The sequence below is a fragment of the Escherichia sp. 94.0001 genome (genome assembly GCF_013369155.2).
GTDB lineage: Bacteria > Pseudomonadota > Gammaproteobacteria > Enterobacterales > Enterobacteriaceae > Escherichia > Escherichia coli_F.
In genome coordinates, this window is record NZ_JABWMS020000005.1 from 93,689 (window position 1) to 108,061 (window position 14,373).

At 50.0% G+C, this 14,373-nt stretch carries 11 protein-coding genes; 5 read left to right on the forward strand and 6 right to left on the reverse strand.

All coding sequences use genetic code 11. The features are described from left to right. The first annotated feature begins 107 nt into the window (after positions 1-107). The 3 genes from HEN33_RS04390 to HEN33_RS04400 are packed head-to-tail and all read left to right on the forward strand — an operon-like array spanning position 108 to position 2,582. Complete coding sequence (locus HEN33_RS04390; RefSeq protein ID WP_105288281.1) at positions 108-1,391, forward strand: SMI1/KNR4 family protein; 1,284 nt, start codon at positions 108-110, stop codon at positions 1,389-1,391. Between the two features lie 37 nt (positions 1,392-1,428). Beyond that, on the forward strand, positions 1,429-1,959 hold the full coding sequence (locus tag HEN33_RS04395) for a hypothetical protein (protein WP_000617565.1): 531 nt from the start codon (positions 1,429-1,431) through the stop codon (positions 1,957-1,959). A 50-nt stretch (positions 1,960-2,009) separates the two neighbouring features. Further along, a complete protein-coding gene (locus tag HEN33_RS04400; RefSeq protein ID WP_241956675.1) occupies positions 2,010-2,582 on the forward strand; it encodes a hypothetical protein in 573 nt (190 codons plus the stop codon). 52 nt (positions 2,583-2,634) lie between these two features. Here HEN33_RS04400 and pckA read toward each other — a convergent pair whose 3' ends face one another. Next, on the reverse strand, positions 2,635-4,257 hold the full coding sequence (gene pckA, locus HEN33_RS04405) for a phosphoenolpyruvate carboxykinase (ATP) (protein ID WP_001298201.1): 1,623 nt from the start codon (positions 4,255-4,257) through the stop codon (positions 2,635-2,637). A gap of 378 nt (positions 4,258-4,635) precedes the next feature. Between pckA and HEN33_RS04410 the strand changes: the two genes are divergently transcribed. Next, the gene (locus HEN33_RS04410; RefSeq protein ID WP_176262949.1) at positions 4,636-6,360 is read left to right on the forward strand and encodes a DUF4153 domain-containing protein; all 1,725 of its coding nucleotides are present in this window, start codon (positions 4,636-4,638) and stop codon (positions 6,358-6,360) included. Between the two features lie 144 nt (positions 6,361-6,504). Here HEN33_RS04410 and hslO read toward each other — a convergent pair whose 3' ends face one another. The 4 genes from hslO to igaA all read right to left on the reverse strand — a co-directional run bounded on the left by hslO (position 6,505) and on the right by igaA (position 10,688). Then, entirely contained in the window at positions 6,505-7,383 is an 879-nt protein-coding gene (gene hslO, locus HEN33_RS04415; protein WP_001135574.1) for an Hsp33 family molecular chaperone HslO, read from the reverse strand. Between the two features lie 24 nt (positions 7,384-7,407). After that, the gene (hslR, locus tag HEN33_RS04420) at positions 7,408-7,809 is read right to left on the reverse strand and encodes a ribosome-associated heat shock protein Hsp15 (protein ID WP_000660487.1); all 402 of its coding nucleotides are present in this window, start codon (positions 7,807-7,809) and stop codon (positions 7,408-7,410) included. 10 nt (positions 7,810-7,819) lie between these two features. After that, a complete protein-coding gene (yrfG, locus tag HEN33_RS04425; protein WP_001353628.1) occupies positions 7,820-8,488 on the reverse strand; it encodes a GMP/IMP nucleotidase in 669 nt (222 codons plus the stop codon). Positions 8,489-8,552: 64 nt separating this feature from the next. Then, positions 8,553-10,688, reverse strand: a complete 2,136-nt coding sequence (igaA, locus tag HEN33_RS04430) for an intracellular growth attenuator protein IgaA (RefSeq protein WP_176262948.1) — start codon at positions 10,686-10,688, stop codon at positions 8,553-8,555. A gap of 319 nt (positions 10,689-11,007) precedes the next feature. On the opposite strand from igaA, the gene nudE reads away from it, so the two are divergent. Beyond that, entirely contained in the window at positions 11,008-11,568 is a 561-nt protein-coding gene (gene nudE, locus HEN33_RS04435; protein ID WP_000045742.1) for an ADP compounds hydrolase NudE, read from the forward strand. Between the two features lie 168 nt (positions 11,569-11,736). On the opposite strand, the gene mrcA is transcribed toward nudE, so the two are convergent. Then, a complete protein-coding gene (mrcA, locus tag HEN33_RS04440; RefSeq protein ID WP_176262947.1) occupies positions 11,737-14,289 on the reverse strand; it encodes a peptidoglycan glycosyltransferase/peptidoglycan DD-transpeptidase MrcA in 2,553 nt (850 codons plus the stop codon). Positions 14,290-14,373 lie beyond the last annotated feature (84 nt).

Genomic DNA, 14,373 nt, shown 5'->3' on the forward strand with positions numbered 1-14,373 from the left:
AATGAATACGGTTTCAGACATCGGCACCATACGAAGTAAAGTGTACTGTAAGCTGATTGCAGGCTAGCGTATCCTGATTAGTAAAAGCACACTAAAGGAATAGCTTGATGCAACTTACCAACGAAGAACAAGTACAGATTGCTCGTATAAAAGAAAAAATCCCACGCATTGCCGCACTGGATCCTGAATGTAAGTTATTCGGTTCTGAAGGTTGGAAATATCAATGGCCGAAGCCTGCCAGCGAGGCGGAAATAGCTTCCTGGGAGAAAAAACATAGCGTCACTTTGCCACGGGAATATCGAATTTTTCTTCGCTATATCGCTAATGGCGGTCCGGCACATGCCTACGGTCTTGAATCTTTAGGCGGTACAGATATTTATGGCGATATAACAAAAGAAAGCCCTGTACCGCTTTATATGACGCAGCAGGATGTTGATGTGTTGAATGCTGGCCGTACAGAAGATGATGAAGAATATAGTTTTTTTGACGGCGCATTGACCATTCTCACCCTGGGATGTACTTATGATATTTGCCTGGTGGTGACGGGGCAGTATCGCGGAAGGTTAATGCTGACTGATGGTGATGAAGATTATCCGTTTGATTTTATATATGATAAAAATTTCCTCAACTGGTATGAACGCTGGCTGGACGATTTTATTGCTGGCATGAGTATGAAGGGTTTCGATAGAAGTTTGCCAGGAACGCAAATTCAACTGCGTGAGTGGTTTTTAACTGAGAAAATCCCGGATTTACGTAGATCCATTTTATTCTCGCTATGCCGTTTTCCACAGATAGAACCCGAAACTTTTGCCCTTTGGGAACATGTTTGCCGCACAGAGAATGATAAAGAATTGTGTGAAGAGGCATTCATAAGATTACGCCAAAAAAAAGTTTCTTGTGCTGCAGATATTTTTCGACTCTATTTTACAATGCCAGATGAATTACGTGATATTGCTATTAAAGATCTCCGTTTTGCCTGTAGAGATAGTGTGGTGAATATTGAGGATTATATTCATTCACTGTTAATAATAATGCCTGAACTTGACGATGACACTCTATCCTCAGCTGTCTTTGCTATACGAGAAACAGAGTATAATAAATATGATACTTTTCTGCCGCTTCTCGAACGTATCACTGATGACCGTCAGCAAACATTATTGTGGGCGATGAGTAAGGTGCCTGATTTCAATGAAAGCCGAGGATTCGTTGAGTTGGTATTACCGCTTTTTGCATCATCAAAGATGGAGAATGTAAGGAAGGCTATTTTGTTGCTCATTGAAGTTAAAGATAATCGTATTCCACCATTGGTTGATGAAGCTGCAACTCGTTTCCCTGAACTGACCATTTTACGAGAAAACTACTATCTCAGGACGTGGGGACATAAGCCATAAATTAATGGTTCAGAAATGATCTAACGCGGAGAAAAATATGATCAGGGAACATATTCAGCAAGCGATAAATAATAGGTTAGCATTTGATGGCCCATTCAATGTTGTTCCTGAACCTGCAAGCACTGCGTTTGATAGCCGGATCCCGACATTGAAAAACGGTGTCTGGCAGAAGGCCAGCCCTATGTTGCAGGCGCGTTTTGCACATTGTGGACGTTGGTTAAGCGCTACACATGGAAGCTGGCTAAGTATAAGTGACATGGAAACGCTTTGGCAGGAACACATAGAAGATACGTTTCTTGATGAAATCAAAATGAATGCTGTAGCTTCAAGTGATAATTGGGATAACCATGCCTTGGGACTATTTCGTTCTCATCGCCTGTCACTTTTTGCCGGTAGTGATTACAGTTATGAGATGGTTTTTCTCCTTTGGCTAGATAGTACCGTTGAGCCAGAGGTCTGGGTTTATGACTGCAATGGGGAATCACGTTATAAAGATCTTAATGATTACCTGAATGCATATATTAATGATGACGTAAGCGCCTGTGAGCGCTCCTGGCGAGTAGAATGAATAGCCCCCCTTGCCCCTTTGATCCACAAACCGCACATTACCTCGGTACAGTGCAAATCCACTACACCTCAACCACCTTCAACGCTGCCGTTAAGCATTATACCTGTTACATTAAAAAGCGTTTTAAAGGGGTTAAATGGGGAATTGGTACCGCTGGCTTATTGGCTATATTGCCCATGATCCCACAATGGTTGAAACCTTCTCATGACTTTAAACTCAACGCAATCAGTACGTTAATTCTTCTATTAATGTTGCCACTCCTCTTATCAATGTTCCTGTTAATCAGCAGAAGAATTAACGATTTTAAGTCAAAAACAAAGCAAGTTACTTTTACGAAACCCGTGCGTTATGCGTTTTATTTCGAGGGGATTGTTTTTTATGAATCTCATCAGCAGGGCATACTTCGCTGGGAAGATTTTTATAGCATTGAGTATGAAGAAGATTATTTGTGGCTTTTTCTGCATTTACCGAAGAGTTGGCCCAGAGAAGCGACGAAAGCGTTTTGCGATATTTTCATTCCCACCAGCGCGATAAAAGCGCAGCCTGAACTGGATACGTTTTTTCGTGAAACACGCCACTCGCTGGATTATCTGTTTGTCCCGTTTAATTCTGACAGAAAATAAAAAATCCCCCGTATCTGGTGAAACGGGGGATTTCGTCGCTTAACTTATCGGATTACAGTTTTGGACCAGCCGCTACCAGCGCGGCACCCGCAGGGGTGTCGGTGTATTTATCGAAGTTGTCGATAAACAGTTTCGCCAGCGTTTCAGCTTTTTCCTGCCACTGTTCCGGAGAAGCGTAGGTGTTACGCGGATCGAGGATCTTAGTGTCTACGCCCGGCAGTTCAGTCGGGATCGCCAGGTTAAACATCGGCAGAGTGAAGGTTTCTGCGTTATCCAGCGAACCGTTGAGGATAGCGTCGATAATGGCGCGGGTATCTTTAATGGAGATACGTTTGCCAGTACCGTTCCAGCCAGTGTTAACCAGATATGCCTGCGCACCCGCCGCTTGCATACGTTTCACCAGCACTTCTGCGTACTGAGTTGGGTGCAGCGACAGGAACGCCGCGCCGAAGCAAGCGGAGAAGGTTGGCGTCGGTTCGGTGATGCCACGTTCAGTACCGGCCAGTTTGGCGGTGAAGCCAGAGAGGAAGTGGTACTGAGTTTGATCGGCAGTCAGGCGAGAAACCGGCGGCAGCACACCAAAGGCGTCTGCGGTCAGGAAGATAACTTTAGTTGCGTGGCCCGCTTTGGAAACCGGTTTAACGATGTTATCGATGTGATAGATCGGATAAGAAACGCGGGTGTTCTCGGTTTTTGAACCATCGTCAAAATCGATAGTGCCATCTTCACGTACGGTGACGTTTTCCAGCAGCGCATCGCGACGGATAGCGTTGTAGATTTCAGGTTCCGCTTCTTTCGACAGCTTGATGGTTTTCGCGTAGCAGCCGCCTTCGAAGTTAAACACGCCATCGTCATCCCAGCCGTGCTCGTCATCGCCAATCAGGCGACGTTTCGGGTCGGTGGAAAGGGTGGTTTTACCGGTGCCGGAAAGACCAAAGAACACCGCAACATCGCCTTTCTCGCCAACGTTGGCGGAGCAGTGCATAGAAGCGATGCCTTTCAGCGGCAGCAGGTAGTTCATCATTGAGAACATCCCTTTCTTCATTTCGCCGCCGTACCAGGTGCCACCAATCAGCTGCATGCGCTCGGTCAGGTTAAACGCCACGAAGTTTTCGGAGTTCAGACCCTGTTCTTTCCACTGCGGGTTAGTGCATTTTGCGCCGTTCATAACGATAAAGTCAGGTTTAAAACCAGCCAGCTCTTCATCGCTCGGGCGAATAAACATGTTTTTGACAAAATGCGCCTGCCAGGCCACTTCGGTGATGAAACGGACGGAAAGACGCGTGTCTGGGTTCGCACCACAGAAAGCGTCGACAACGAACAGACGTTTACCGGAAAGCTGTTTGGTCACCAGGCCCTTCAGATGCTGCCAGGTTTCCGGAGAGAGAGGTTTGTTGTCGTTCTTACCTTTGCCTTTATCAGCCCACCAGAAGGTATCGCGAGTGGTATCGTCACGGACGATATATTTATCTTTTGGTGAGCGACCGGTGAATATACCGGTATCGACGGCAACGGCACCCAGATTAGTTAACACCCCGCGCTCATAACCTGTCAGGCTCGGATCGAGCTCTTCCTGATACAGCAGGTCGTAGCTTGGGTTGTAAACGATATCATGTACGTCACTGATACCATAAGCCTCGAGTTCTTGCGGGGTCAAACCATTGTTAACGCGCATTTCACTGCTCCTTAGCCAATATGTATTGCCTGAATAGTAAAGTCTTTTTGGGGGTGTTAACCGCGACAAGGCTCATAGATTTACGTATCTGGAGAAATTCATATTTGACAAAAAACTCCGTGATTCCTGTCACGAAACGGTTGCTATTATCGCAGAAATAGCATTTTAGGTGTGGAAAATGTTCTTAAAAGGTTAAATCTTGGTTTATATGGCGGGAATATTGTGAGTGGAATCGCATTCCTGAATGAAATTGATGCAAATTCAATCAGTAAAGTATCGATTCACCACGCTAACTTTTTTTGATTATTTTCTGAAAAAAGCAAAATACTACGGCCCGGATGCGATAATTAATCCACCTTTTGATTCTGGATAACTAACATGGATAACGTTGAACTTTCACCCGCAACACGCTGGGGAATGATTGCTACCGGATTACTTCAGGGACTGGTTTGTTACCTGCTGATCGCCTGGCTTGCCGGAAAAAATCTCAGTTGGATTGTTTATGGCGTGCCTGCGACCGTCGCGTTTTCATCCGTTTTACTCTTCTCCGTGATCTCCTTTAAACAGAAGCGCCTTTGGGGATGGCTGGCGCTGGTGTTTATTGCCACGCTGGGAATGAGCGGCTGGCTGAAGTGGCAAACTGATGGCATGAACCCCTGGAGAGCTGAAAAGGCGCTTTGGGATTTTGGTTGCTATCTGCTGCTGATGGCAATGTTGTTGCTACCGTGGATACAACAAAGCCTTCGCATCCGCAATGACAGTAGCCGCTATCGCTATTTTTACCAGTCAGTATGGCATAACGTACTTATATTACTGGTGATTTTTCTCGCCAATGGCCTGACGTGGCTGGTACTTTTACTGTGGGGCGAGTTGTTTAAACTTGTTGGCATCACGTTTTTCAAAACGCTCTTTTTTGCAACCGACTGGTTTATTTATCTCACGTTAGGTCTGGTTACCGCACTGGCGGTGATCCTCGCGCGTACACAGTCACGTTTAATCGACTCTATTCAAAAGTTGTTCACGTTAATCGCCACGGGGTTGCTGCCGTTAGTATCATTGCTAACCCTGATGTTTATCATCACCCTGCCGTTTACGGGCCTGAGCGCGATTTCTCGCCACATCTCCGCCGCCGGGTTGCTGTTGACGCTGGTCTTTTTGCAATTGATTTTAATGGCTATTGTCCGCGATCCGCAAAAAGCGTCACTTCCCTGGACGGGGCCGTTGCGTTGCCTGATTAAAACCGCTCTGCTGGCTGCTCCGCTGTATGTGTTCGTCGCCGCCTGGGCGTTATGGCTGCGGGTCGCTCAGTACGGCTGGACTGTCGACCGCTTGCAGGGCGCGCTGGCGGTGCTGGTGTTACTGGTATGGTCGCTGGGGTATTTTGTCAGTATCGTCTGGCGTAAAGGGCAAACCCCTCTTGTTCTTCAGGGCAAAGTGAACCTTGCGGTTTCGTTATTGGTGTTGGTAATACTGGTGCTTCTTAATTCGCCGGTGCTGGATAGTATGCGCATTAGTGTGAACAGTCATATGGCACGTTATCAGAGCGGCAAGAACACGCCAGATCAGGTAAGTCTCTACATGCTCGAACAGAACGGTCGCTATGGACGTGCGGCGCTTGAGTCGCTGAAAAGCGATGCCGAGTATATGAAAGACCCGAAACGCGCACGGGATCTGCTGATGACGTTAGATGGAGAGCAACATCTTCAGGAACAGGTATCGGAAAAAGTATTAGCCGAAAATGTGTTAATTGCCCCAGGCTCTGGCAAACCGGATACGGCATTCTGGTCGGCCTTAATCCAGGATCGCTATAACGTGATGACCTGTATTGAAAAAGACGCCTGCGTACTGGTCGAGCAAGATCTGAATAGTGATGGTCAGGCGGAGCGGATCCTGTTTGCTTTTAATGATGACAGAGTCATTGTCTATGGCTTTGACTCAGATAGAAAAGAATGGGACGCGCTTGATATGAGTTTACTTCCGCGCCAAATAACGAAAGAAAAATTACTCGCTGCTGCGAAGGATGGAAAACTGGGGACGAAGCCTAAAGCATGGTGTGATCTGACGGTAGATGGTGAAACGCTGGAAATAAACCTAAGTAAGTGACAATGCGTATTTGATTTTTTATCGGATACGACGCTTTATCTTACCAACAATAACTTGCGAATTATTGCGTAGGCCTGGTAAGCGCAGCGCATCAGGCCATTACGTCGTAAAATCCGGCAGAGCCCTCTCTGCCGGACATACTCATTAATGAACTTGCGGATCTGCCGGAGACGCGTTGTTGCGGATTTCAGCAATATCCATCGCATTGAACAGATAGTGGTTACCGCAGTAATCACAATGCATGTCAATTTCGCCATCTTCCGCCAGGATACTATCGACTTCTTCATCCGGCAGCGTTTTTAGCGCGTCGGCGCAACGTTCACGCGAACAGGTGCATTTGAACTCCACATCCTGCGGATCGTAAACTGTCACCTCTTCTTCGTGATACAAACGCCACAACACTTCGTTTGCCGGTAAGGTCAGCAGTTCTTCGGTTTTGATGGTTTCGGTTAGCGTTGCCAGGTGGTCAAAGTCGTCCTGCTGGGCATTTTGCGCAGGCATTACCTGCAACAACATACCGCCTGCAGCCGGTTTGCCGTCTACGTCGCCGGTGCGAATAAACAGGCGCGTCGGCAGCTGTTCAGAACGCATAAAGTAATCTTCCAGGCAGGCCGCCAGGGTATCACCTTCCAGACCCACCACGCCCTGATAGCGTTCACCTTCGCTCGGGGTGATGGTGATCACCACGTAACCATTGCCCACTAGCGTTTTCAGGTCGGCATTTTCTGGAATTTCGCCCTGCACGCGCGCCACACCGCGCATCTGCTGGTTGTTGTTACCATTAATAACCGCCAGATTCATCGGTCCGTCGCCTTGCAGTTGTACGGTGATATCACCATCAAACTTCAGCGTAGCGGTTAACAGGCTGGTCGCAACCAGCAGTTCTGCCAGCACGTTTTTAACGGGCTGCGGATAATCGTGATTCTCAAGGATCTGTTGCAGGGTTTCCGAAACGGTTACCAGTTCGCCGCGTACGGCAAAGTTTTCAAACAGATAGCGATGTAATTGGTCATGTTGCGGCATAATCATCTCTCTTGCAGGTGACAGTTATTCACTGTCGCCGTGTTTAAATCGTAACAGGTCGCGGCGCTCTTTTTTGTCCGGGCGTCGGTCCGGGTGCGGCATGGTTAAGGCATTAAGTTTACGTGCCAGCGCCATTTTTTCGCGTTTCTCTACACTTTCTGCAGTCTCTTCATACAGCAAGACTGCCTCGCTGGCGGGGCGACGCTGTTCAGTAATCGCCTTTACAATCACCGTTCGTTCGTCATTTCCCTGGCGCAGAGTGAGCGTGGCATTCAGCTCGACGATTTTGCTTGGCTTGCTGCGCTGCCCGTTGTAGTGCACCTTACCGCCTTCGATCATTTCGCGGGCCAGCGCGCGGGTTTTATAAAAACGGGCGGCCCATAGCCATTTATCCAGTCGAACCTCAACAGCAGGTTTTTCTTTCATGGCGTCTCCTTCACATTAGCGAGGGGATCAGGCGGCGGTAGTCATTCAGTGACGGATGGTGCTGATACTGTTTCTCGGCAATCCCGGAGTCAGGATTAGTCACGCCGAGGCAGTAACGAATACCAAATTGTGCGGCAGCATCGAGAATCGCTTCGCTGTCATCAATAAACAGCGTTCTTTCAGCTTTCAGACCCGTAGCTTCGGCCACCGCATGCCATAACCGCTGATCCTCTTTCGGATAACCAAATGTGTGGGTGGAAAGTAATAAATCAAGGTGTGCGTCCAGACCGGTATGCTCAAGTTTTACCGCCAGGTTATGCGGATGAGCATTGGTGAGCAAAATTCGTTGCTTACCACTGGCTTTCAGTGCCTCAAGAAACGGAATGGTATCTTCACGCAGTACGGCACGCGGTCCCATCTCGGTGGTCATCGCACAGATATCCAGACCCAGTTGCTCACTCCAGTAATCAAGACAGTACCAGTTTAGCGTATGCTGCACGTCGTGATATTGCTGGCGCATATAGTCCATCGCTTCCTGTGGTGTGACCCCGTTTTTCGCCCCCCATGTTTCAGGCACCAGCTTTTGCCAGAAATAGTTATCGAAGGCGAGGTCGAGCAACGTGCCGTCCATATCCAGCAGAACGGTATCTACGTCCTGCCAGGCAATGTTGATATGCATGAGGGAAATCTCCAGAGTGAAGCAATTTGCGCGACAGGGTAGCATAACCTGCCGCGCAAACGTGTTATTCAATAAGGCTTTCTGAAGGCGTGATCAGTTGCGGATTCAGGCAGTTTTCATAATAGGCCTGAATCTCCATCATGCGAGTGCGATGACGCTGGTAACGACGCCATGCCTGTACGCCATTATAGATAGTGCTGCCCAGCATCGTCAGTAGCAGCAGTGTGGTGCTGAGATAGCGCCACAGGCCGGAACGATCCGGGATCGGATGAAGGCCTATATGCTGCGTACCATTGGCGTCGGTGAAGATTTTTGTGACGATGCCTTCGGCGTTAAACGGCGTATGCATTAACATTTGCGCCAGTTTCTGGAAAGCGTTCCACTGTTCTTGCGGCGGGTAGTCGTAAAGTGATGTTGAAGGCCAGGGTTGATCAACAAAATCGCTGCCTTCGTCGCTGACAATCAGGAATCCGCCGGGGGCCGGACTGTTAAGTGACTGTGCCGCTCGCGCTGTTTCATGCGTGATGAACGGTGCGGTGGAGGTCGCCACCAGGTTATCCAGCGATTCCGCACTCACTGGGCGTAATAACACATTCACGCCATCGAGTTTCCCGGCGTTAGCGCGTTTAACCAGCGCGTCCCAGTCTTTACTGTTGCCGAGATTGACCAGCGCATTTTTCAGTCGCACACAGTCATCTTTGGCAGAACAAAGATCCGCTGTCTTCAGTACGATATCGCCAAAATCATCAAGCAATACCATGCCGGACTTTTGAATCGCTGAGCGTAATGAGGCGCTGACGCGAGATTCATCTTCCGGCTTTGGATGTAACTGGCGGTTAACTGCTTCGGTCAATGCCGTCGCTTTGTTGACCAGTTCAGATTCCGGTAATGGTAATGAACGGGCGTCATTCCAGATGATCTGCGAGCAGTCAAACGGTAAAAAAGGTGAATTGGTTTTCGCGCTCCAGGTACCGGAAGTGCGAATATTACACATCCCCGTACCGCTAATACGCAATGTATCGCCAACCCGCACGCCAGCGTCAGCCAGTTGTTTCACGCTGGTGGCTTCAATGGTCTGCGCGCCTTTCATCCACGAGAGGGTGAATTTCAGCGGCATATCCAGCGGGATCCAGAATAACAGCATAAACAGCACCAGTAGCGAGCCCGCAGCGATAATCGTACTGCGCAGCCAGTGCTGTAACGGAAAGTTTTTTACTTCATCATGCAGCGAAAGATATCGCCCCTGACGCACTACGTGGCGGTCGAGATAGATATCGATATCGGTTTGTTGGCCGAGATCCTGAGCAATGTAGGGCTGCCAGTGTGCGGGATAGACCAGGTCGATAATACCGAGTGAAATATTGTTGATCTGTTCCTGATCGTTTTCGCCAAACAATCCCCAACGACGGGGTGTACCGCGCAGACAATGAATTTCCCGCAGGGAGGATTTTGCCGGGGGCGCGAATAGCCCCCACAGTCCTGCGCCCAGCAGCAGTAACGCGCCGCCTGCCAGCCACGGAACAAATACATCCGGGGTAATCAGGCAGAAAAAGAACATCAGGAAGGAGGCGACAATCAGCAACGCTTCGCGCAGCCCGCGCGGACGACTTAGCGCATACTCTTCGTGCGTTTCTTTGCGAATATTGAGTAGCTCGATTTGCTCACTCTCTTCCCCGCGAATAGACGCCTGTGTTGACGGAACAGGTTGCAAGGCATAGCCGCGAGTTTCCTGCATGTACTCCTGCAGCGTATGACCGTTGAGTGAAATAACCAGCGGCAGCGAATCGGTATGAATCAGTTCAACGGTATTCTCATCGTTGATGTACTGCTCCCAGAAAGGGGGCAGGTGGACTTCTACCGAATCGAGGTAGTAACGCCATTTATTCGGATCGTCGGTAGAGATGCCGTAACGCGTGATAGCGTGTGTCAGCATCATGACGTTGTTGCTTTCGGCATTCAGCGCCAGAGAGATCGGTGCCGCGCTGGCTCCCGTTGGGCCCGGCACCTGTAATACCTGCGTCAGGCTCTCAAGATAATTTTCAACGGCGCTACGTTCTTCAGGTGTGAGTTTACGCGTTTGCGCATCCGCGAAGGCGTTGGTCCAGGGCAGCTGACGCCGTCTGGATCGCACTTTTATCAGCCATCCCGCAAGTAGTGAGCAGGCCAGCAAAGCAGCTAAAAAAATCACAATGGTGCTCATGCTTTCCCCATCTTACTTAGTCTGTCAGGCGTGGTCAGTCGCACCGGACACAATACATGATTCTGCGGTTGGCTATCGGCAAGCGTGGAGTTTAACTTGAGCATCATTAAGCACATCACAGTAACCGCTGATCATAGCAAACCCTCTGAAGGCGGAATATCAGCAAATTCCTGGAGTTATTTCAACCTATTGACTTTTAATTTGATTTGAGGATGATTATTTAATAAGTTACATAAATGTAAATAACATGCAATTCACATTGCCGAAAGCGTGTCCGATATCGCACAATAACCGCTGATTTCACAGCATAGATCCCACGATGAGCAAATCATTACAAAAACCCACCATTCTGAATGTTGAAACTGTAGCCCGTTCACGACTGTTTACCGTCGAAAGCGTGGATCTGGAGTTCAGCAATGGCGTGCGGCGTGTTTATGAACGAATGCGTCCAACCAACCGGGAAGCGGTGATGATTGTGCCGATTGTGGACGATCACCTGATCCTGATCCGCGAATACGCAGTGGGAACGGAATCCTACGAATTAGGTTTTTCGAAAGGATTAATTGATCCGGGTGAAAGCGTCTACGAAGCCGCTAACCGCGAGCTAAAAGAAGAAGTGGGATTTGGTGCGAACGATCTGACTTTTTTGAAGAAGCTCAGCATGGCGCCGTCTTACTTTTCCAGCAAAATGAATATCGTGGTAGCGCAAGATCTCTACCCGGAATCGCTGGAAGGCGATGAGCCAGAGCCGCTACCACAGGTGCGCTGGCCGCTAGCGCATATGATGGATTTGCTGGAAGACCCTGACTTCAACGAAGCGCGTAATGTCAGCGCACTGTTCCTCGTGCGCGAGTGGTTGAAGGAGCAGGGGCGAGTGTAAATGCGTGAACTTTGCCTGATGCACAATGCTTATCAGGCCCGCGCGGCTCCTGCAATATATTGATTTTTCTCGATGTTGCCAGACGGATAACGTGTTCACGCCGTATCCGGTATAAATAAAGTGACACTTTGTCAGCAAACAGAAAAAGGCGCCGAAGCGCCTTTTTAATCAGAACAATTCCTGTGCCTCGCCATTATCGATAATGGTCGTTCCCACCTCGTGCACCGCCTGTTGTGTCGGCTGTGTACCTTCGATGAAATACTCTTCGCGGCTGTTGCCACCATTAGCTAACTGCCCGGTGCTGCGATCGATATTCACCGTCACAATACCCGGCGGCGGCGTCAGCGGCTGTTCCGGCACGCCTTCAAGAACGGCTTTCATATAAGCGTCCCATGCAGGCTGGGCACTCTTGGCACCGCCTTCGTAACCTGAGATCTGATCTTTAATCGCTCCGGAAGCCGTTGTATGACCGAGATTACGACGGTGATCATCAAAGCCAATCCAGACCGAGGTCACAACGCCCGGACCGTAACCCGAAAACCACGCATCTTTCGAACTGTTAGTGGTACCGGTTTTCCCGCCGATATCGCGACGCTGCAAATCACGACCTGCACGCCAGCCGGTACCCTGCCAGCCTGGCTCACCAAAGATATTGGTGTTCAAAGCACTCTTAATCAGGAATGCCAGCGGAGTGTTGATGACGTGCGGTGCGTACTCCTGCGCGCCAGTCTTCGCGACTAACGCCTGATTCGCCTGCTCCAGCTGCGGCATTGGTACAGAAACATTCTGCTGCTCGCGGGAGATAGCGACATCTTCAACATCGTTATTTTCCAGCACGCTCGATTTCTGCGTATCACCGTAAATCACCGGAATATCGCATTCCGGGCAGGCTACTTTCGGTTTCGCTTCGAAAATCACGCCGCCCTGATCGTTTTCAATTTTGCTGATAAACCACGGGTCCACCAGGAAGCCGCCGTTCGCCATGACCGCGTAGCCGCGCGCCACCTGCATTGGGGTGAAGGAAGCTGAACCCAGCGCCAGCGATTCGGTGTGGACAATGTTTTGCGCCGGGAAGCCGAAGCGTTGCAGATATTCTGCAGCGTAGTCGACGCCCATCGCCCGCATTGCGCGTACCATCACCACGTTTTTCGACTGGCCCAGTCCCTGACGTAAGCGAATTGGACCGGCATACTGCGGTGGTGAGTTCTTCGGCTGCCAGTCAGAACCGGCACCTGCATCCCAGCGGGAAATTGGCACATCGTTCAACATACTTGCCAGCGTCAGACCTTTATCCATCGCCGCGGTGTAGAGGAACGGTTTGATGTTGGAACCTACCTGACGCAGTGCCTGGGTGGCGCGGTTAAACTTGCTCTGATTGAAATCAAAGCCACCGACCAGCGCCATAACGGCACCGTTTTGCGGATTGATCGACACCAGCGCCGAGTTCACTTCCGGCACTTGTGCCAGCCACCATGCATCGCCAACCTGACGAACCCAGATTTGCTGACCCGTTTGCAGAACATCGGTCACTTTACGCGGCGTCGGTCCCTGCTGAGTATCCGAACGGTAAGGACGCGCCCAGCGAACGCCTTCCATACTCAATGCGACGGTCGACCCGTCCGCCAGCATCGCCGTCGCTTCCTGAGGATTGGCGCTGGTGACTGCGGCAGGCAGCAGCGGACCATAGGTCGGCAGCGCCTTCAGCGTATCGGTAATCTTGTTGTTATCCCACGCCGATTCGCCCACTTTCCACAGCACATTTGCCGGGCCGCGATAGCCGTGGCGCATGTCGTAGTCCAGCACGTTATTACGTACTGCCTGCTGTGCGGCCTGCTGTACTTTGCGGGTGATGGTGGTGTAAATGCGATAACCGTCTTCATAGGCACTTTCGCCATAACGGTTATACATCTCCTGGCGCACCATTTCGCTCAGGTACGGCGCAGAGAAAGCAATCTCCGGCGCGTGATAGTTAGCGTTAATCGCCTCAGTGCGTGTCTGATCGAACTGTTGTTGGGTGATATACCCTTCATCCAGCATCCGCGACAGTACGACGTTACGCCGCGCGACGGCACGATCCATTGAGTAGAGCGGATTAAAGGTGGAAGGCGCTTTCGGCAGCCCGGCTATCACCGCCATTTCGTTCAGCGTCAGTTGGTCGACCGTTTTACCGAAATAGACTTGTGCCGCAGCACCGACACCATAGGCGCGGTAACCGAGGTAAATCTTGTTCAGATAAAGCTCGAGGATCTCGTCTTTCGTCAGCAACTGTTCAATGCGAATCGCGAGGAAGACCTCCTTAATCTTACGCATCAGCGTGCGTTCTGGACTGAGGAAGAAGTTTCTCGCCAGCTGCTGGGTAATGGTACTCGCCCCTTGTGACGCGTGGCCGGAGAACAGCGCCACACTTGCCGCACGGAAGATCCCCACCGGGTCAACGCCGTGATGCTCGTAGAAGCGGCTGTCTTCCGTCGCGATAAAGGCTTTCACCATCTCCGGCGGGATTTGATCCAACGTAACCGGAATACGACGTTTCTCACCGTATTGAGCAATCAGCTCGCCATCGGCGCTGTAAATCTGCATCGGAATTTGCAGGCGAACATCTTTTAATGTCGCCACATCCGGCAGTTGTGGCTCGATGTAGCGGTATAGGCCATAAATCGAGCCTGCTCCCAGCAGAATGCAACAGACTGCAAGGATCAAAAAATACTTTACGAACTTCACTGGAAATTTCCCATTTAGTTTCATTTGGGCAGTTTATAAACAAACGCGCGGTAGTATAAAGGCAAGCCAGACGCATTGATATAC